The sequence below is a fragment of the Micromonospora qiuiae genome (assembly GCF_016863555.1).
Lineage (GTDB): Bacteria > Actinomycetota > Actinomycetes > Mycobacteriales > Micromonosporaceae > Micromonospora > Micromonospora qiuiae.
Genome location: NZ_BOPC01000112.1, coordinates 1 through 19,174 on the forward strand (window position 1 = coordinate 1; position 19,174 = coordinate 19,174).

The 19,174-nt window shown below is 69.1% G+C and carries 21 protein-coding genes; 3 read left to right on the forward strand and 18 right to left on the reverse strand.

The window, feature by feature from the left end:
* Positions 1–431: 431 nt before the first annotated feature.
* The 3 genes from Vqi01_RS27945 to Vqi01_RS27955 all read left to right on the forward strand — a co-directional run bounded on the left by Vqi01_RS27945 (position 432) and on the right by Vqi01_RS27955 (position 3,406).
* Positions 432–908: a hypothetical protein gene (locus Vqi01_RS27945; protein ID WP_204038133.1), complete on the forward strand. Its 477-nt coding sequence runs from the start codon at positions 432–434 to the stop codon at positions 906–908.
* A 34-nt stretch (positions 909–942) separates the two neighbouring features.
* The gene (locus Vqi01_RS27950) at positions 943–2,790 is read left to right on the forward strand and encodes a glycoside hydrolase family 15 protein (protein WP_204038134.1); all 1,848 of its coding nucleotides are present in this window, start codon (positions 943–945) and stop codon (positions 2,788–2,790) included.
* Positions 2,791–2,923: 133 nt separating this feature from the next.
* Entirely contained in the window at positions 2,924–3,406 is a 483-nt protein-coding gene (locus Vqi01_RS27955; RefSeq protein ID WP_204038135.1) for a DUF2231 domain-containing protein, read from the forward strand.
* A 29-nt stretch (positions 3,407–3,435) separates the two neighbouring features.
* Here Vqi01_RS27955 and Vqi01_RS27960 read toward each other — a convergent pair whose 3' ends face one another.
* From Vqi01_RS27960 to Vqi01_RS28045, 18 genes are all read right to left on the reverse strand, one after another.
* Positions 3,436–4,062, reverse strand: a complete 627-nt coding sequence (locus Vqi01_RS27960) for a LutC/YkgG family protein (protein ID WP_204038136.1) — start codon at positions 4,060–4,062, stop codon at positions 3,436–3,438.
* Positions 4,059–5,573, reverse strand: coding sequence for a LutB/LldF family L-lactate oxidation iron-sulfur protein (locus Vqi01_RS27965; RefSeq protein ID WP_204038137.1), 1,515 nt, complete (start codon positions 5,571–5,573; stop codon positions 4,059–4,061). The genes Vqi01_RS27960 and Vqi01_RS27965 overlap by 4 nt, the downstream gene beginning before the upstream one ends.
* Positions 5,570–6,301, reverse strand: a complete 732-nt coding sequence (locus Vqi01_RS27970; protein ID WP_204038138.1) for a (Fe-S)-binding protein — start codon at positions 6,299–6,301, stop codon at positions 5,570–5,572. Before Vqi01_RS27970 ends, Vqi01_RS27965 begins: the two co-directional genes overlap by 4 nt.
* A gap of 1 nt (position 6,302) precedes the next feature.
* On the reverse strand, positions 6,303–6,689 hold the full coding sequence (locus Vqi01_RS27975) for a Rid family detoxifying hydrolase (protein WP_204038139.1): 387 nt from the start codon (positions 6,687–6,689) through the stop codon (positions 6,303–6,305).
* A gap of 29 nt (positions 6,690–6,718) precedes the next feature.
* Positions 6,719–7,531, reverse strand: a complete 813-nt coding sequence (locus Vqi01_RS27980) for an IclR family transcriptional regulator (RefSeq protein WP_204038140.1) — start codon at positions 7,529–7,531, stop codon at positions 6,719–6,721.
* A 13-nt stretch (positions 7,532–7,544) separates the two neighbouring features.
* Complete coding sequence (locus Vqi01_RS27985) at positions 7,545–8,348, reverse strand: MBL fold metallo-hydrolase (protein ID WP_204038141.1); 804 nt, start codon at positions 8,346–8,348, stop codon at positions 7,545–7,547.
* 5 nt (positions 8,349–8,353) lie between these two features.
* Positions 8,354–9,208: a fumarylacetoacetate hydrolase family protein gene (locus Vqi01_RS27990; protein WP_204038142.1), complete on the reverse strand. Its 855-nt coding sequence runs from the start codon at positions 9,206–9,208 to the stop codon at positions 8,354–8,356.
* A complete protein-coding gene (locus tag Vqi01_RS27995; protein ID WP_204038143.1) occupies positions 9,205–10,425 on the reverse strand; it encodes an aminotransferase class V-fold PLP-dependent enzyme in 1,221 nt (406 codons plus the stop codon). Before Vqi01_RS27995 ends, Vqi01_RS27990 begins: the two co-directional genes overlap by 4 nt.
* A gap of 15 nt (positions 10,426–10,440) precedes the next feature.
* Positions 10,441–11,631: an amidohydrolase family protein gene (locus Vqi01_RS28000; RefSeq protein WP_204038144.1), complete on the reverse strand. Its 1,191-nt coding sequence runs from the start codon at positions 11,629–11,631 to the stop codon at positions 10,441–10,443.
* The gene (locus Vqi01_RS28005; protein ID WP_204038145.1) at positions 11,628–12,590 is read right to left on the reverse strand and encodes a Gfo/Idh/MocA family protein; all 963 of its coding nucleotides are present in this window, start codon (positions 12,588–12,590) and stop codon (positions 11,628–11,630) included. Before Vqi01_RS28005 ends, Vqi01_RS28000 begins: the two co-directional genes overlap by 4 nt.
* 10 nt (positions 12,591–12,600) lie before the next feature.
* On the reverse strand, positions 12,601–13,362 hold the full coding sequence (locus Vqi01_RS28010; protein ID WP_204038146.1) for an SDR family NAD(P)-dependent oxidoreductase: 762 nt from the start codon (positions 13,360–13,362) through the stop codon (positions 12,601–12,603).
* Positions 13,363–13,462: 100 nt separating this feature from the next.
* On the reverse strand, positions 13,463–14,431 hold the full coding sequence (locus Vqi01_RS28015) for a phosphotriesterase family protein (RefSeq protein WP_204038147.1): 969 nt from the start codon (positions 14,429–14,431) through the stop codon (positions 13,463–13,465).
* A complete protein-coding gene (locus tag Vqi01_RS28020) occupies positions 14,428–15,306 on the reverse strand; it encodes a carbohydrate ABC transporter permease (protein ID WP_204038148.1) in 879 nt (292 codons plus the stop codon). Before Vqi01_RS28020 ends, Vqi01_RS28015 begins: the two co-directional genes overlap by 4 nt.
* Positions 15,303–16,247: a carbohydrate ABC transporter permease gene (locus Vqi01_RS28025; RefSeq protein WP_204038149.1), complete on the reverse strand. Its 945-nt coding sequence runs from the start codon at positions 16,245–16,247 to the stop codon at positions 15,303–15,305. The genes Vqi01_RS28020 and Vqi01_RS28025 overlap by 4 nt, the downstream gene beginning before the upstream one ends.
* The gene (locus tag Vqi01_RS28030) at positions 16,248–17,612 is read right to left on the reverse strand and encodes an ABC transporter substrate-binding protein (RefSeq protein WP_204038150.1); all 1,365 of its coding nucleotides are present in this window, start codon (positions 17,610–17,612) and stop codon (positions 16,248–16,250) included.
* Between the two features lie 299 nt (positions 17,613–17,911).
* Positions 17,912–18,409 (reverse strand): YcxB family protein, encoded by a 498-nt coding sequence (locus Vqi01_RS28035; protein WP_204038151.1) that lies wholly within the window; start codon positions 18,407–18,409, stop codon positions 17,912–17,914.
* 95 nt (positions 18,410–18,504) lie between these two features.
* Entirely contained in the window at positions 18,505–18,921 is a 417-nt protein-coding gene (locus Vqi01_RS28040; protein WP_204038152.1) for an ASCH domain-containing protein, read from the reverse strand.
* 51 nt (positions 18,922–18,972) lie between these two features.
* Positions 18,973–19,174, reverse strand: a 202-nt coding sequence (locus tag Vqi01_RS28045; RefSeq protein WP_239098722.1) for a hypothetical protein, incomplete at its 5' end; no start/stop codon positions are given.

The following is a 19,174-nucleotide window of genomic DNA, read 5'->3' on the forward strand; positions in this document are numbered from 1 at the left end:
GAACTCCGGGTGACGGGTCCGATCGCCACCCGCCACCCGGTTGTGGTCCTCGGCGAGGGCGGTGCCGTCGGCCGCGACGAGCACCGAGCCGAACGGCTCATCGCCCTTCTCCAACGCCTCGGCGGCCAGTTCCACGCACCGGCGTAGGTGCCGCAGCTCGGTGTCGCTCAGCATCGGATTCTCCCGGAGTCAATCGCTGTTTTCGAGGTGCTTTGTGCGCACAGTCGTCCTGCCGGCATCGTAAGGGCCAGGCCGCTCTCGCTGAACTGGGGACTGACGTGCCCAAAGTCCATGATCATCGACGGTGGCGGCCTACAATCGGCACCCGACAGCGTGTCCAGGCGGAGGTGGACCGATGACCGGGAGAACGCTCGGCGCCGCCCGTACGGCCATACCGCCTCAGCACGCCCACGACGTCGACCACTGTTGAGATGGACTGGACCGGATGGGCGTTGTTCGGGTTGGTGGCCACGGTGGCGCTCACCGCGGCGCTGATCTCTGCCCAACTGGCCGGCCTCACCCGTCTCGATCTTCCCCTGGTGCTCGGGACCCTCGTCACGGAGGATCCCGACCGGGCCCGGGTCGTTGGTTTCTTCATCCACCTCTGTACCGGTCAGGGCTTCGCCCTCGGTTACGCGGCGGCGTTCGCGCTGCTGCACCGGGCGACCTGGTGGATGGGGGCTTTGTTCGGGCTGCTTCACGTCGGGATTGCGCTGACGGTGATCCTGCCGCTGTTGCCGGGTGTCCACCCGCGCATGGCATCGCAGCGGGCGGGCCCGTCCAGCACGGCCGTGCTGGAGCCGCCCGGCCTGTTCGCCCTCAACTACGGTGTCCAGACTCCGGCGGTCGCGGCGGTCGTCCACGTCCTCTACGGGATCGTCCTCGGACTGCTCCTTCAACCTCACTGAACGACGTGGCACGGCTCCTGAGGAGGCGGGCACCGTGACTGGCGGGTCGGACGGGACGTGCCCTCGTCCCCCGATCAGCGACTACGGGCTGCTGGGTGACACGCGCACCGCTGCCCTCGTCGCCGGTGATGGCGGGCTCGACTGGTTCTGCGTGCCCCGCTTCGACGGCGAGCCGCTGTTCGGCCGGCTGGTCGGCGGGCCGGACGCGGGAACGTTCCGAGTCGGCCCGGCCGGGCCGGCCACGGTCGTGCAACGGCGTTACCGGCGGCACACCGCCACGCTGGAAACGACCTGGGCGGTGGGCCGGGGCCGCCTCACCCTCACCGAGGGGATGATCGCCGAGGCCAGCCGCCGCCTCCTGCCCACGACGCTGGTCGTACGGCGTCTGTCGGCCGAGGCGGCAGCGGTCGACGCCGTCGTCGAGTTCGACCCCCGCCTCGGCGTACGGCATCGCCGGCCCCGGGTTCAACACCGACACCGGGCTCTGGTGTGTGAGTGGGGGTCGTTTGCGGTGTCTCTCGGTATCGCGCCCAGGCTCACCATCGAACCGGGTCGGCCCGTCCCGATCACGGTCAGCCCAGGCTGCCCGGTCACCCTCGTGCTGGCCGTGGCCCACCGCGAGCCGCTGATCCATGTCGAGCCGGCAGCGGCCTGGGACCTGCTCGTCGAGGACGAGAATCGATGGCGGTCCTGGAGCGGGGAGATCGACGAGTCGCTGCCCTTCCGGGAGGAGGTCGTACGGAGCCTGCTGACCCTACGGCTGTTGACCTACTCGCCCTCGCGGGCCCTGGTGGCCGCACCCACGACGTCACTGCCCGAGGATCCCGGCGGGATACGCAACTGGGACTACCGCTACGTCTGGCCCCGTGACGCCAGCATCGGCGCCAGCGCCTTCCTCAGCGTCGGCAAACCCGACGAGGCCCAAGGGTTCCTCGCGTGGCTGTTGCACGCCAGCAGGCTGCAGCGGCCACGATTGCCGGCATTGTTCACCCTGCACGGTCGTCACGTACCGGCGGAACGGGACCTGCCGGGCTGGCCCGGCTATCTCGACAGCGTTCCGGTGCGGGTCGGCAACGGGGCCGCCGGCCAACACCAGCTCGACGGCTACGGTTGGGTGATCGACGCCGCGTGGGCGTTCGCGCAGGCAGGGCAGCGCCTCTACAACGAGACGTGGCGGGCGGTGCGTGGCTTCGCCGACGTGGTCGCCCGGTGCTGGCAGGAGCCCGACGCCGGCATCTGGGAGGTCCGCGAACCCGCTCAACACGTCCATTCCAAGCTGATGGGCTGGCTCGCCCTGGACCGGGCCCTGCTCATCGCCGACACCCACCCGCTTCCGCACCGCCAACGTCGACGGTGGCAGGAGGCCCGAGATGCCATTGCCGCCGAGGTCCGGACGCGCGGCTTCGACCCGACGACGGGCAGCTACGTCCGCAGCTACGGCTCCCCCGACCTCGACGCGGCGCTGCTCGTCCTGCCGCTGCTCGGCCTGGACAGTATCGAGTCGTCCCGTGTGCGTGGCACCATCGACGCCATTCGGGACCGGCTCTCCGCGGGCGGCGGGCTGCTCTACCGTTACCCGCCCGGGCAGGACGGTTTTCCCGGCACCGAAGGCGCGTTCCTGCCCTGCTCCTTCTGGCTCGCTCAAGCCCTCGCCAGCACGGGGCGCCGCGATGAGGCGACGAATCTGTTCCGGGCCATGCTGGACCACGCCACCCCACTCGGCCTCTACGCCGAGGAGTTGGACCCCGCGACCGGCGCCCACCTCGGCAACTTCCCCCAGACGCTGACCCACGCCGCTCTCGTCCAAGCCGCACTCGCGATCCGGGACGCCCCCGCGCCTGATTCCGGATCCGGCCGGCCGCCGGGAAGCAGCGGGATCTGATCCTGCCGCCAGTCAGGCATCGCGAAGCGGAATCCCGCCTCGCCCTTTTATCTAGTTTTGATGCGTATGCACACATCTTCTGTGGTGGACTCTGGTGGGTATCAGGGGTCGTGTAGCGATGTCGGGAGGCGACATGCAGAGCCGTGCGAAGGCGATGGGGCACGCCATCCATCCGATGTTGATCGTGTTCCCTCTCGGGCTGCTCGCCACCGCCGTGATCTTCGACATCGTGTACCTGATCACCGACCGGTCGGGGTTCACCGTGGCGTCCGGATACATGATCGGGGCGGGGATCGTCGGTGGGCTGGTCGCGGGATTGTTCGGTTTTCTGGACTGGCGGGCGACTCCGCCGGGCAGCAGAGCCCGCCGGATCGGCATGCTGCACGGGGGCGGCAACGTCGTGGTGCTCGTGCTGTTCGCGATCAGCTGGCTGCTACGCAGAGGCGCAGTCGATTGGCAGCCCGGTGGGCTGGCCCTGCTGTTCAGCTTCGTCGGCGTGGCCCTGGCCGGCGTCACCGGGTGGCTCGGCGGCGAGTTGGTCGAGCGGCTCGGGGTCGGTGTGGACGACGGCGCTCACGTGAACGCCCCGAGCTCACTGGCCCAGAAGCACGTGTGAGTCCCCGACCGAGCAGGGCGGTGGCAGCGCTACCCGTGATCGTCGTCGACGATCACCACGTCCAGCCGGCGCGGCCCGTGCACGCCATCGACCCGGTCCAGCTCGATGTCGCTGGTCGCTGACGGTCCGGAAATGAGGGTCAGCGGTCGGGTGGGGTCGGGCAGCCGGGCCAGCGCCGCGGGCAGCCCACCGACGATCTGCTCCGCGCGTACGACGCAGACATGGTGGTCGGGCAGCAAGGTGAGCAGGCGGCGCCCCTGATCCGGGCCGCCGTCGAGGATCAGCGTGCCGGTCAGTGCCACCGCGACGGTGCAACCGGTGAGTACCGACACCCCGTCGGCGGCCAGTTCGGCCACCGACAGGGGGTTGGCGTCGCTGTCCCACCGCAGACGTGCCTGGCATCCGGTCACCCACTGCTCCGGCACCCCGGCCGGCATGATCACGGTACGGCCTTCGGGCAGCAGCCTGCCGAGGATCTCCGGCAACCCGGCTGGTCCGGTCCGCTGCACCCCGGCCTGATAGTCGCGCACCCGCTCGGCGAGCACCGACACGCGGTCGACCACCTCGCCGCGCCGGTCGTAGGCGCGCGGTACGGCCACCGGCGTGCCCGCGCGGGCGGCGCGCAGGCGGGCCAGGACATCGGCGCGGGCGGTCATCGCGGCTCCTCCGGCTCGTGAGTCGCGTCCCCGGCCACGGGGTTTCCCGCCACCTGAGCGGATTCGTCGGCTGCCCGCACGGCCCACCATTCACGGAAGGTCTGCCGGGCGGGCAGCGGGGCGTCCCGACTGGTTGTCCAGGCGGACAGTGGCCAGGGGAGCCGACGCGCGGTGCCCCGGCTGCCGGCCAGCAGCCGCAGCGGCGCCGCGCCGCGCCGCGCCGCACGCAGTGCCATCGCGTACCGTCGTCGGTCCCGTATCAGGTTGGACGCGGCGCGCAGAGCGACCCGCTCCAGCGACGGCCGGTCGCGGCGCGCGTCGACACCGACCTGGCGCAGGTGCACCAGCACCTGAGGAATGTCGATCCGCACCGGGCAGGCGTCGTAGCAGGCGCCGCAGAGCGTCGAGGCGTACGGCAGGGTGCGGTTGGCGCCGCTGTCCGGGCCGGTCATCAGCGGGGACAGGATCGCGCCGATCGGCCCGGGGTATGTCGACCCGTACGCGTGCCCACCCACCTGCTCGTAGACCGGACAGACGTTCAAGCAGGCGGAGCAGCGGATGCATCGCAGTGCCTGGCGGCCCACCTCGTCGGCCAGGGTGTCGCTGCGGCCGTTGTCCAGCAGCACGATGTGGACGTTGCGCGGCCCGTCGCCGGGATGCACCCCGGTCCAGATCGAGGTGTAGGGGTTCATCCGCTCGCCGGTAGCGGAACGGGGCAACAGTTGCAGGAAGACCTCCAGGTCCGCGAAGGTCGGTACGATCTTCTCCACTCCGACGACGGAGATCAGCGTGTCCGGCAGGGTCAGGCACATCCGGCCGTTGCCCTCGGATTCGACCACGACAAGTGAGCCCGTGTCCGCGACGGCGAAGTTCGCGCCGGAGACCGCCACCCTGGCGGAGAGGAAGCGTTCGCGCAGGTGGCGCCGGGCCGCCTCGGCGAGCGCGGCCGGTTCGTCCGTCAACCGGGATGCGTCGACCGCCGGCATGCCGGCGGTGAGGATGTCCCGGATCTGGCGGCGGTTGTAGTGGATCGCTGGTACCAGGATGTGCGATGGGGTGTCGTCGGCGAGCTGAACGATCAGCTCGGCCAGGTCGGTTTCCACGGCGCTGATCCCGGCCTCGGCGAGCGCCTCGTTGAGCCCGATCTCCTGCGTGGCCATCGACTTGACCTTGACCACCTCGTCGGTGCCGGTGGCCCGGACCAGGCCGGTGACCACGGCGCACGCCTCGGCCGCGTCCCGTGCCCAGTGCACGTGCGCGCCAGCGGCGGTGGCGCGCGTCTCGAACTCTTCGAGCAGTTCCGGCAGCCGGCTCAGCACGTCGTCCTTGATCGCGGCTCCGGTGGCCCGGAGCGCCTCCCAGTCGGTGACCTCGTCGACCGCCTGGCTGCGGCGGTTCCGGATCGTCCGGGTCGCCCGCCGCAGGTTGGCCCGAAGCTGCGGATCAGCGAGCTGCCGGCGGGCCGCGGTGGGGAAGGGTACGGCGGCGCTGATTCGTCCGGTGCCGGTCATCGGCCCTCCTCCGGTCCGGCGAGGATCTCGGCGTAGTGGATCGGCCGCGGCGCGCCCGGCCGCCGGGCCAGTCCCCCACCGATGTGGGCCAGGCAGGAGTTGTCCGCCGCCGCGAGATAGTCGGCGCCGGAGGCGGTGGCGGCGGCGCACTTGTCGGCCAGCATCGCTGTCGACACCTCGGGGTTCTTCAGTGCGAAGGTGCCGCCGAACCCGCAGCACTGCTCTGCCTCGTCCAGCTCGACGAGGTCGAGGCCCCGGACGGCGGCGAGCAGCCGGCGTGGCCGGTCGCCCAGCCGGAGCGCTCGTAGGCCGTGGCAGGTGGGGTGATAGGCCACCCGGTGTTCGAAAGTGGCGCCGACATCTGTCGTATCGAGCACGTCGACCAGCAGTTCGGACAGTTCCAGGGTCCGTGGCGCGAGGGCCGCGACGGCGGCGGACAGTGTCGAGTCCTCCGCCGCCAGTCGCGGATAGCCGTCGCGCACCATCGCCACGCACGACCCGGACGGGGCCACTACCACGTCGTACGGCTCGAACGCCGACACGAAGGCCCGCACCAGCGGCAGGGCCTCCTGTCGGTAGCCGGTGTTCGCCTGGAGTTGGCCACAGCAGGTCTGCGCCTGCGGGAAGTCCACCTGGTGACCGAGGCGTTCGAGGATCCGTACCACGGCTCGACCGGTGCCGGGATAGATCAGGTCGTTGACGCAGGTGATGAAAAGCGCGATGCGCATCTCACCGCTCCCCGTCCACCACCGCCACGCAGTCGATCTCGACGAGCATGCCGGGGGGTAGCACCGATCCGACGGTCGTGCGTACCGGATAGGGTTCGGACATCAGTTTCCGGTACGACCGGTCGAAGGCGGCGAAGTCAGCCAGGTCGGCCAGGTGGACGGTGGTCTTCACGACCCGGGCGAGGGAGCTTCCCCCGGCCCGCAGCACCTCGTCGAGGTTGCGCAGCACCAGGCTCGTCTGCTCCTCGATGTCCTGACCGATGAGTTGCCCGGTCGCCGGATCGATCGGTCCCATCCCGGCGGTGAACATCAGCCCGTTGACCACCAGCGCCTGCGAGTAGCCGCCCGCCGGCGCCGGGGCGCTCTCGGTCCGTACCTGTGTCGCCATGTTCTTGCCTTCCCCTAGACAGTGGTTGGTCATTGCGGCCCACCCAGCCAGCCGAGGTCGCGCGAGAGCGCGGCGGCGTGGCGGGTCAGTGCGCTCACCAGGTGATCGCGGTGTGTCAGTCCCCCGTCGAGCCGGACGCGGGGAAGGGAACAGCTCATCGCCGCCACAACCCGTCCGGTGCCGTCTCGCACCGGTACGGCCACGCAGAAGACGCCGACGGTGTACTCGCCGTCGTCCTCACCGAACCCGCATTCCCGGATCGCCTGGATCCGCTCGCACAACTGGTCGAAGGTGGAGATGGTGTGGGGCGTGAACGTCTGCATGGTCACCCCCTTGAATCGGGCCGCGAGATCCCTGGGGTCGACGTGGGCCAACAACACCTTGCCGAGCCCGGTGGCGTACGCGGGCAGCCGCATCCCCACCCGGGAGACCAGCCGGAGCGGATGGTCGGCCTCCACCTTGGCGATGTAGACGTTGTCGATGCCGTCCAGCACCGCCAGTTGCACCGTCTCGTTCAACTCGTCCCGAGCCGATCTGAGGTGCGGCTCGGCCCGGTGCACGAGGCTGTCCAGATAGACGAAACTCTGCGCGGTCTCCCAGACCCGCATCCCGATCCGGTAGCGCCGGCTCTCCTCGTCCAGGTAGATCCAACCCCGGTTGACCAGCGTGCCCAGCAGCCCGTGCAAGCTGCTCTTGGGCACCCTGAGATCCTGCACGATCTCGGGAAACGTCGCACCGGAACGCCGGGTCGCCAGATACTCCATCAGGTCCAGCGCCCGTTCAGCGGACTTGACCCCGGTCGAGGACGGAATGCTCTGCGAGGTGCTGCGGGCGGACTTCATGCCGCTGGGCTCCTTACGTTCCAAGGGGTGACCGGGTGCTCGCCCCGGGCCCCGTCGGAAAGCGTGCCGCGTTGCCCGGGTCATGCAACGCCACTACCTCATCACACAGTCGTCGATAGTCCTTGATGGCGCGACGGCACGCGGCGGCGTCCTCGGCGATGCCGATGGGCAGCGTCTCGGTGATGTTGCGTTCGAAGAACGCCGTCTCCAGCAGCCCCACCACGCCGTGCGCGCATTCGACCCGTACGCCGGCCGACCCGGGGTGATGGCCGCCGGTGGTCTCGAACACCAGTCCCGGCGCGACCGTGACCGGCTCGTCGGTGAGCACGAGCCGGCCCTCGATCGCCAGCTGCCGTAAATACGACCAGGAGCTGCTGGTGAAGTAGAACTCGGTGGCCGGATGTCCGGGTGGATCGCAGAGCATCTCCCGCACCCCCGCGTACGACGCGTACACCTTCGCTCTGGGCAGCAGCTCGGGGACCAGACCGCCGGTGTGGTACGTGATGGGTTGGGTGATCAGCACGAAGTCGATGTCCTCGCCCCGCACACCGAGATCCGCGAGCGCCTCGGGCAGCAACCGCACGTCGTGGAACCGGCTCCGCGGGTCAACCCCCTGGTTGGCGCGATCCAGCGCGGACCGGTCGTCGGCGTCGAGCGGCAAGCCGAGGTCGATGAGGCCGGTGTGGGTGCCGTCGGTGACCAGCCAGACGTAGAACCACAGGTCGTAGAAGGCCATGTCGTTCTGGCCGAAGAACGCCTCCCAGCCGGGGATCGGCAGGCGGGCCACCGGTGCCGCGGTGAGGGTGAAGGGTGCCATCGGCCTCACCTCGCCGCCGCGACGGCGGTCCGTTGGACGCCGAGTCCGTCGATCGACATTTCGATGTGGTCACCCGGAGCGAGATAGGGGAACCGCCCGGACAGGGCCACCCCCTCCGGAGTGCCGGTGTTGATGAGGTCGCCTGGCTCCAGGACGAGGTACTGGCTGAGGTGATAGATGAGGAAGTGCACCGAGAAGATCATGTCGGCGGTGCTGGAATCCTGCCGCGGCTCGCCGTTGATCCAGCTACGCAGGCCCAGCGCCTGCGGGTCACCAACCTCGTCAGGGGTGACCAGCCAGGGCCCCAGCGGGTTGAACGTCTCGCAGCTCTTCCCCTTCGACCACTGCCCACCGGAGACGTCGAGCTGGAAGGCGCGCTCCGACACGTCGTTGGAGATGGCGTACCCGGCGATCAGCCCGGCGGCATCCTCCGGCGAGTCGAGGTAGCGAGCCGGGGCACCCATCACCACGGCCAGTTCCACCTCCCAGTCCGTACGTTGGGAGTTGCGCGGGATGTGCACGGTGTCGTTCGGGCCGACGACGGTGTTCGGCGCCTTGTAGAACAGCACCGGATGCTCGGGGGGCGCCGCCCCCGATTCGGCGGCGTGCGCCGCGTAGTTCATCCCGATGCACAGCACCGAACCTGGCCGGGCGATCGGCGCCCCCACCCGCAGACCGGTGACGTCGGTGCGGGGCAGGGTGTCGCTGTCGAGGGCTCGGCGTACGCGGTCCAACCCGCCGTCGCGGAAGAACCCGGCATCGATGTCCGGAGTGATCGGGCGGAGGTCGCGGTGGTCATCCTCGCTCAACCGCACCACCGGCCGCTCCGCGCCGAGTGGCCCGACTCGCATCAACTTCATCGTCCAACCTCCGATCCGTCCGCCGCGCTCTCCGCGGCGTCCCTGGCGGTCGCCCCGCCGTTGTCCAGTACCTCGATCAGCCGCGCGGCCAACGCCGCGCCGTCACCGGCGCCCAGCCCCATCGGGTTGACCACCAGCACGTCGCGCCAGGCGAGATCCTCGCCGATGTGGATCCGTGGGGTGCCCCGGTCGAGTTCGCGTACCACCTCGTCGGTCGACACCCCGGAGCCCGACAGGTCGATCTCGATCACCGGCACATCGAGGTGGTGGTCGTAGGTGTCCCGGACCACGCAGCGCGGGTCCGCCGCCAGCGCGTCCCGGATCGCGGCCAGCTCCTGGCGTCCATGTTGGCGGTGGGCGTCGGGGTCCCGGACGAACGCCCGGACCGCGACCAGCAGGCCGATGATCTGTTCGCGGCCGACCTTCATGCCCCGACCGATGCCGTGCCGGCCGCGTACCAGGTTGCTGCCGGTGACCTCCGAGCGTTGCCAGGTCTGGGGCCGGATGTCCATGTCCTGGTGGTGCAGCGCCACCGCGCCGACCAGATCCGGTCGCCCACACAGGATCCCGGCGGTCTGTGGGCCACGGAACACCTTGCCGCCGCTGATCGCCACCAGGTCGGCGCCGCCGTCGAACAGGGCCGCGAGCCGGTCGAGCGGAGGGACGTCCAGCGCGGCGTCCACCAGCACCGGCACCCCGGCACGGTGGGCTAGCTCGGACACCTGGGCGATGCTCAGGTGCTCACCGCCCCGGCCGGGGCGCCAGAGCACCGCGGCGGCTCGCTCGTCGAGTTCCCGGGCCAGCTCGTCCGGGCGGGTGGAGCTCGGGTAGCCGATCTCCACCAGCTCCGCGCCCACCGCGGTCACCGCGTGGTCGTACGGGTCGCGGTGGGCCCGGTGGATGATGACCCGGCGACGAGGACCGGACACCACCGGCAGGTTGTCGATCGCCGCGGGCCGGTCGCCGGCCAGACAGACAGCGGCGGCCAGGCTCAACGCCGCTGCCGCACCGTTGGTGACATAGGCGGCCGGAGCGCCGATCAGCGCGGCGATCTCGGCGCCGGCGGCCTCCTGCAACTCGTCCATCCGCACGTTGCGCGAGCCGGCCGCCCGCATGGCCTCGGTGACCTCGTCGGAGAGCGCCAGGCCGCCCAGCCGGGTCGCCGGTCCGACCGCGTTGATCAGAGTACGGATACCGAGATCCGCGTACACGTCCATGAATTGGGGTGCCTTTCAGGTAGCGACCAGATGATCGATGTCTGAGTGGACGATCTCGCCCTGCCGCACGGTCAGCGCGACGGTGACGGCCGCATCGCTCGGCGGCGTGCCGCCGGATGGCACGATGCCGGCCGGGCCGCCGGCACCGGTCACCCGCAGCACCGCGAGGTCCGCCGGCGCCCCGACGCGCAGGGTGCCCACGCCCAACCGGTCCAGTCCGACGACGCGCGCGGGCGCGATGGTGGTGCGACTGACCACGTCGGGCAGGCTCACGCCGAGGTCGAGGAATTTGGCCATGACGTGCGGCAGATCCTTGACGATGTCGCGCGAATAGGTGTGCAGGTCGCTGCTGATGGTGTCCGGCAGGAAGCCGGCCGCCACCGCAGCGCGCGCCTGGTCGAGGTCGAAACCGCTCATCCCGTGCCCGACGTCGAAGATCACCCCACGCTGCCGGGCCCGGGCCACCACGTCGACCGGTTGGCCCCGCTCGGTGAGCGGATGCCCGGACAGGCCGGTGAAGCAGTGGGTGAGGATGTCGCCCGGCCTCAGCCGGTCCAGGATCTCCGGCAGCGCAGCCGGCGGTGGCCCCAGATGGACCATCAGAGGCAGCCCGGTCTCGTCGGCCACCTGCCGGGCACGGTCAATCGCTGCTGAGGCGTTGCCGCCGGCCACGTCGGCGGACGCCCGGACCTTGATGCCCGCGATCCGGTCCCGGTACGCCCCGATCGCCGCTCGGCAACTGTCCGGATCGACGTAGTCGAGGGTCTTCAGCTCACCGCACAGGCGGATGCTGGTGGTTCCGACGCTGGAGATGTTGATGAAGGCGGCTATCCGGGTCCGGGCGACCTCGGCGCCGCGCAGGAAGGCACCGAACAGGTGCGCCCCGGCGCTGCCCGTGTCGATCATCGTCGTCACCCCGCTCGGCGGGCCGACCACGTCCGGGTCCACCCCGAGGTCCTGCCCGACGAAGACGTGCGTGTGCAGGTCGACCAGGCCCGGAGTGACCACCAGCCCCGACACGTCGATGACGCGCGCCGGTGCTCCGGCTGACGCCGGGGCCTCCGCCGGTGCCGAACCGGGCCGGGCACGGCCTGCCGGGTCGAGCACCGCGGCGATCCTGCCGTCGGAGACGACGACATCGGCCAGGGTGGGCGAACCGGCCTCCGGATCGCAGACCAGGCCGCCACGCAGCACGATCGAGGTCATCGCAAACTCACCGTCCGTCCGTCACGGGCCGACTCCGCAGCCGCGGCGGCGTAGACCATGGCACGCCGGCCGTCCTCGGCGCTCGGGGCGGCATCCCTCGACCCCGCGCACGACTGCACGAAGGCCGACATCTGCCGGGCCAGCCAGTCGTCATCGGCGTACGACTCGGTGCGCTGCATCGTCGCGGACCGCACGCTGAGCACTCGGTGCTGGTCGATCCGCAGTTCCCCGGCAGTGCCCTGGACGAGCATCAGCGACTGGACATCGGCCTGGTACGTACGCCCGAAGGACAGTGTGATGCCGGCGATGGCGCCACCGGCGAAACTCGCGGTGAGCGTGGCGGCCGACGCGGCCTCGCCGGGCAGCCCGGCGGTCCGGCAGGTGACCTCGGTCAGCGGAGCACCGACCAGCCACGGCAGCCGGTCGAGGCAGTGATGCGCCTGGAGTTGGAGGATCCCTCCGCCCCCGGCGTCCCAGTACCAGGGCGGGGTGTGTGGCATCGCCTCGGCGATCACGTCGGTGACGAAGATCGGTTCGCCGATCACCCCGCTGGCGATGAGCCGTTGGGCTTCCCGCCACTCGGCCCGGAACCGGTAGCTGAAGCCGACCATCACCACGGTGTCGGCCTTGTCCCGGGCCGCGATGATCTGGTCGGCCTCCGCCACGGTGTTGCACAACGGTTTGTCGATCAGGACGTGCACACCGTGCCTGGCAGCGGTCACGCAGGCCTCCAGGTGCCCGTCATGGGGCAGTCCTACGTAGACCGCGTCGACCAGTCCCGAGGCGAGCAACTCCGGGTGGTCGGCGAACGCGGTGCCGCCATAGCGGGAGGTCAACTCGCCGGCCCGTTCCTCGACGGGATCCGCGAAGGCGGTGAGCTGGACTCCGGGCAGCCCACTGACCGTCTGTGCCACCTTGGCACCCATGATCCCGGCACCGATGATGCCCAGTCTGATCACGCCTTGCCCCTCACATGCCCAGCAACTCGCCGCCATCGACGACGATGTCGCCCAGCAGGATGTGGGAACTCTCCGGGGAGAGCAGGAAACGCACCGCCGCGGCGATATCCGATCCACGTGCGACCCGCCCGGCCGGGATACGCGGCCGGAACGCCAGCAGGCTACCGTCCGCCAGATCATCGACCGTGGCGTGGTCGTTGGCCAGTTGCCGCATCATCTCGGTGTCGGTCGGCCCCGGTGACACGGTGTTGACCCGTACGCCGTCAGCGGCGACCTCCATCGCGAGAACCCGCAGCGCCTGTCGCAGGGCCGCCTTGGATGCCGCATACCCGGCCTGCCGCATCCGCGGCATCCGGGCGGCGATCGAGGCGACCGCCACGATCGACCCCGTGCCCCGCTCGGCCATACGGCCGGCGTAGTGACGCGCCACGTCGAAACAACCGATCGTGTTGATCCGAATGATGCGTTCGAAATCCGCGACGTCGACCTCCAGCGTCGGCGCGCTGCCGAAAACGCCGGCAGCGATGGCCACCCGACTCGCCTCGGACGTCGCGGCAACCAGGTTGGACACCGACTCCGCATCCGCGATGTCGACGTGACGCGCGACGGCGTCGACACCCCGCGCCCGCAGTGAGTCCGCCACCTGCTCGACGGAGTCGAGGTCGATGTCGGCCAGCACCAGCCGATCCGTGGGGAAGGCCTGCGCGAGGTCCTCGCCGATTGCCTGGCCGATGCCACGGGCCGCGCCGATCACAACTGCCGTAGTGCTCATGCCTTTTCTCCACATTCCTCAAGATTGCGTGCCGCTGCTCGTCGCCCGCCCCGGCGATCGGGATCGGCCAGCACCGCACCGATTCGGGGCCGAACCGGGGTCACGACGGCGTCGAGTACGCGAACGCACGTGCCGGGTTCGTGACCGTCATCCGATGGATGTCCTCCTCGGACACTCCCCGGCTGCGCAGCATGGGCAAAAAGTTTTCGATCACGTTGGCGTAGCCCACCCCGCCGTAGGCGGTGAGCTGACCCAACTCGCAGATGTCGTTGGAGAGCATCACCTGTCCGGCCAACCCCAACGCGCAGAGTTCGGCGACGTTGTCGGCGCGGAACTCCAGCGGCGCGTACCCCTGCACGAAAGCCAGGTTGTCGATGTTCAGCCAGGCCCCACGCTCGGCGATGGGCAGCCACCAGTGCACGCCCCGACGATCGCCGAGATGAGAGATGATCACATGGGCCGGGTCGACCTGCTCCTCGGCGAGCAGATCAAGCTGTTCGAGAGCCAACTCGCCCCAGTGCGTGGTGTGGGTCAGGATCGGGCAACCGGTTCGTCGGTGCGCCCGTCCGGCCGCCCGGAACACGCGCTCCTGGGCCGGGCTGATGAAGCCGCGTTCCGTGCCGATCTCACCGATGAAACCCGGCCTGATGCCGGTCCCGTCCACCCCGTCGGTGATCTCCTCGACCAGCCGGCGGGCCAGCGCCTCGGTGCTGTCGCTGCTCACATAGTCGGGATAGACCTTTTCCCGATACCAACCCGCACCCATCAGCACGTGCACACCGGTGGCCTCACTGATCCGCCGCAACGCCAACGGATCACGCTTCAACCCGATGTTCGTCGGATCGCAGATCGCGCCGCCGCCGGCCGCAGCGAACCGCCGAACCTCCTCGATCGCAATGTCCTCGTCGTCGAGGATGGCCTCGTACAGCGGACGCATGTCCCACCCGTCGACCAACAGATGGTCGTGAGTCAGGGTGACACCAAGCTCCGCCGGGTCGACCGCGCCGAGGACGGTCATCACCTGACCCGCCCACGGCACACCCGACTGGGCCCTGTCAATCTCGGTCATTTCACACTCCCTGCAGCTAGACCAGCCACGATGTACCGCTGGAAGGCAAGCGCGATCAGCACCGGCGGAACGACGGTGAACATGGTCGCGGCGGCCAGCGTCGTCCAGGAGAACTGCTGAAGGTTCTGCAGCCCGGCCACGACGGGTGGCACGGTGAGACCGTTGGTGAGTACCAGCGAGTAGAAGAACTCGCTCCACGCCTCGAGGAACACCAACAGTCCCGCCGCGATCAGCCCGGGACGGGCGATCGGTGTGACGATCATCAGCAGGCACCTCAGCCGGGAGGCGCCGTCCACCTTGGCGGCCTCCTCCAGCTCCCGTGGCACGCTGTCGAAGTACGTCTTCAACAGCCAGATCGCCAGCGGCAGGGTGAACGCGTTGTAACTGATGATCAAGGCGAGCGAGGTGTTCAGCAGGCCGAGGTGCCGGAAAGCGACGAAGAAGGGCAGCACGACAGCGATGGCCGGCACCACCCGCGAGGCGAGCAGGAGCAGGTACGCCACCGTGGAGCCGCGGAACTCGTAGCGGGAGAAGGCGTAGCCCGCCGCACCCGCGATGACCAGGTTGCTGGCCACCACCGCGACACCCACCAGCAGGCTCCGGCCGATCGCCGGCACGAGCCGGGCGACCGCGTCGGTGCTGGAGACGATCCCGCCATCCTGACCGGTGGAGAACGGAGCGCTGTCGCCGGTGAAAATGGCGATGTAGTTCGCCAGAGTCGGGTTCTCCGGCCACCAGTGGAACGGCTTGACCCCGATTTCCGACGGCGTCATGAAACTGCTGAGCACGGTGAAGTAGAGCGGGAACAGCACCCATATCAGGAACAGGGCGAACCCGATGTACACGATCACCGTACGGAGCCGAGACGTTCTCATTCCACCCCCTCGGTGATGGCGTTGGAGCGGTACAGCAGCTTGACGAACACGAATCCGAGGACCAGCGCGATACCGCCGAGTACCACCGCGGTGGCTGAGCCGAGGCCGATGTTCGTGTAGACGAAGAGCTGCTCATAGAGGTAGATGGACAGGACCGAGGTGGCCTCGCCGGGACCGCCCTGGGTGAGTGCCCAGATCGTGTCGAACTGCATGAACCCGAAGATGGTGTTGATGATCACCACTACCACGATGACCGGCCGCAGCCAGGGCAGCGTCAGGTGCCGGAACCGTTGCCAGACGTTGGCGCCGTCGACCATCGCGGCCTGCGGCAACTCCTTCGGGATCGTCTGCAATCCGGCGAGGATCAGCAGGCCGGTGAAGGACGCCTGCCGCCAGGCCCCGGCGAGCACCGCGACCACCAGCGCACCGGTGCTGTCCGACAGCGGAGCGGCGTAGCTGTCGATCAGGCCGAACTGGTAGAGCGCCGCATTCAGCGCACCAACCTCACCATCGACGAACCATTTCCAGATCATTCCGACCATCACCCATGGGCAGGCCCAGGGGACAATGAGCAGGCTGCGCGCCAGCCACTGGCCGTGGAACTTCTCGTTGAGCAGTAGCGCGAAGCCGAGGCCGAGCAGCGTCGAAACGAGCAGGAAACCGACGGAGTAGAGGACGGTGGTGGTCAGCGAGTGGATGAAACGCTCATCGGTGAACAGTGCCCGGAAGTTGTCCAAGCCCGTCCAGCTCTCCTCGCCGGCCAGGGTGACCCGCTGCAGGGAGTAGACCGCGGTCCGCAGCGCCGGCCAGGCCACGAGTCCCAGGACGAGGATGAGCGCGGGGGTGGCAAGCAGTAACCCGAACCGGGCGTCGGCCTGTGCCCTGACCGACGACCGGCGCCGGGTCGCCGGGCGGGAGGTTGTCTCGGCTGTCGATGTCATCTACTGCCCCGCAGCGGCCAGGTTCCTGGCGTCCGAGGCGAGCGCCTCGACGGTCTCCTTGACCTCGGCCTGGCCGAGCAACATCGCCTGGATCCGGTCACCGACCTTGACCTGGAACGACGCGTACCACGGGGCGACCCGGGTGGGGACCACGTCGCTCTGGTTGGCGAAGGTGTTCTCCAGCTTCGGCATGTCGTAGTACGACGGGAACGCCGCCAGGAAGTCCGGATCCTTGAACAGCCCCGGGTAGGGTCCGAGCAGGGCCGCCGCCTTCGCCCAGGAGGTGAAGGTCGAGTACTTGCCGGCCTCGTCCTTCCAGCCGTAGAACTTGAGCAGCTTCCAGGCGTCCTGGGCGCGCTGGCCACCGGACTTGGCGCCGAGCTGGATGACCTCGCCGACCTGCAGAGTCGTGCCGGTGGTTCCCGGGTTGCGGTACAGGATCGTGACGTTCTCGGACTCCGGGCCCTCGGTGGTCCGCACGATCTGGAGGAAGTAGTGGTGCAGCTCGAAGAAGGTCGAGTTGCCCTGCGCCATCGCGCTGACATGGTTGCCCGGGTCGGCGGTGAGCACATCCTTGGACGTCAGCCCGTCCTGGTACATGGCCTTCCACCACTCCATGACGTCCTGCGTCTTCGGGTCGTCGGCGAAGGCGGGGGCACCCTTGTCGTCGAACGGGGTGATGCCGTCGGCCAGCAGGTAGACGAGGAAGTACTCCTCCAGGAACTGCTTGGTCCAGTACCCGGCGTACGGGCTCGGCACCCCGGCCGACTTGAGCTTCTTGCACTGCTCGTACACCTCCTCCTTGGTAGTCGGAGGAGCGCTGATGCCGTGCTTCTTGAGCTGGCTTTCGTTGTACATCAGGTTGTGCACCGCGGAGAAGTACGGAACGCTGATGATCCGCCCGTCGGCCAGCCGGTGCCGGGCCGCCGACGCCGGAAACATGTCGGTGAGCAGGTCTTCGACCCCGGGGAAATCGTTCAGGGTGCCCGCCCAACCCGCGTCGACATACTTCGTCGAGGCGTAGGCGAAGTTGTAGAAGACGTCGATCGCCTGACCGCCCTGCAGCCTGGTCTGGAGGGCTGGGCCGTAGCCGACGTTCGGGATGAGGGACAGGTCCACGGGCGATCCGCCCTGGTCTTTGAACGACGCCAGCCGCTCCCTGATTTGCTCGGGGTATGCCTCCCAGGCAGTCATCGACAGGGTGCCGGGAGTGTCGTTGGTCTTCGCCGCGGAATCGCCACATGCGGTGAGCAGCGGTACAGCGGGAACGGTGAGACCCGCCGCGAGCGCGCCGCGCAAGAGGTTTCGGCGGGAGAGCGACGCGCTGGTGGAAGACGAGCCAGCGGTCGGGTATCGCACGTCCATTTGACCCTCCGGTCCAACCAGATGGTTCACATACATGAACCTGAGTTCTGAGTTGAGACTTTGTACCAGGTCAGAGACATGCGGGCAAGGGGTCAAGCGCGCACGAGGCCAGTCCGATCGCCAAGGTGCGCCACGTTCAGGTACGCCGTAGGGGCGGGGCCCAGACCCCCGGACGATCAGGTGGGCGAACCACCGGCCCTGATGCTCGATCTCCCGGATCCGGACATCAGTGATGCCCCCGTGCCGCCTCGCGGGGCTTCCGGGGGTCGTAGCGCATATCTATGGGATGCTGCCAGCGTTCACCGCAACCGGAGCAGCCCGCGTTTGGCCATATAGGCTCGCAGCGTCTCGGCGTCCTCAGCGGACATCAACCGGCGTGGGATCACGGTCGCCGGCATCCGAGCGACATACACGATCCAGAACTCCGGAGTCTCCCTCACCTGCGCCACCCCGTCCCAGGCGATGCCGCCGGACTCCGAGCCGCTGCGCATCATGATGTTGTCGTCGGTGATGTCGTAGGCGCCCTCGACAGCGTAGCGACTGGAGCGGCGCCGGGCGCGCCACCGCACCCACGGCATGAACAACATCGACAGCAGACCACCAACGACCATCGCCATCCACAGCGACGAGGCCTGCTCAGCCCAGCGGAACCTTGGCGAGGCAGCGAACCCGATCACCCCGGCCGCCATCAGCACTACGCCGATGTAACTGAATTTACGCAGCCGCACACTGCTGAGCGCAGCGGCCACACGGCCTGGATAGGCGGGATCGGCCGGGACGTCAAAACGGATGTGCACGCCAGAACGATAATGGCCCGGTGGCCGACTGCGGATGATGCCGGCCTGACGCCCATAGCCGACGGTCGTGAATGTGAGCGCGAATCATGGAACGATCAAAGCGTCGCGACGAGTCGGAACCGCTCCAGCACGACCGGCGTGTCGTCGTCCACGGTGAAACCCGGATCGCCCAACCACCCTCGGTACTCCGCGCCGTGCCAGAAAGCCTCGTGGTCGGCGCGCCAGGCGGCGACCGAGTCATGGCCCTCGCCCTCGTCGCGGGCGTGGTCGAGGTCCACATCGCCGAGCCGGCTGACCCGCACCTCGGTCAGTTCGATCACCGCCACCCGGTGACCAGCAGAATCGACCACCGCCACCCGGGCACCCACAACCGGCAGTGGCTCGCCTTCGATTTCGTAGTCCTGTAGCAGGCCGGTCGTGGTGGTCTTGGTGCCATCGAGCACTACCGCCACCAGCTGGTCGCGCAGTGGACCAGGGAAGGCGAACTCGATCGTGGGCAGATCTGCGATCACCGAAGAAGATTAACAAACAGTCATCGGAACCCCCGGCTCCCGGGAGGTCGTTCAGCGTACGCCGTAGTAGCGCCGATGCAGGTCGTGCACCTGATCGGCGAGCTCGGCCACGGGCCCCTGCACCACGACACCGGGCACGACGTCCCGGACAGCCAAGCCCCGGACAGGTGGCGCGGGCACACCCATCTCGGCCAGCCAGGACGCCAGTTGCTCGGAAGAAACCACGTACACGATCCGGCCGAGGCCGACCCAA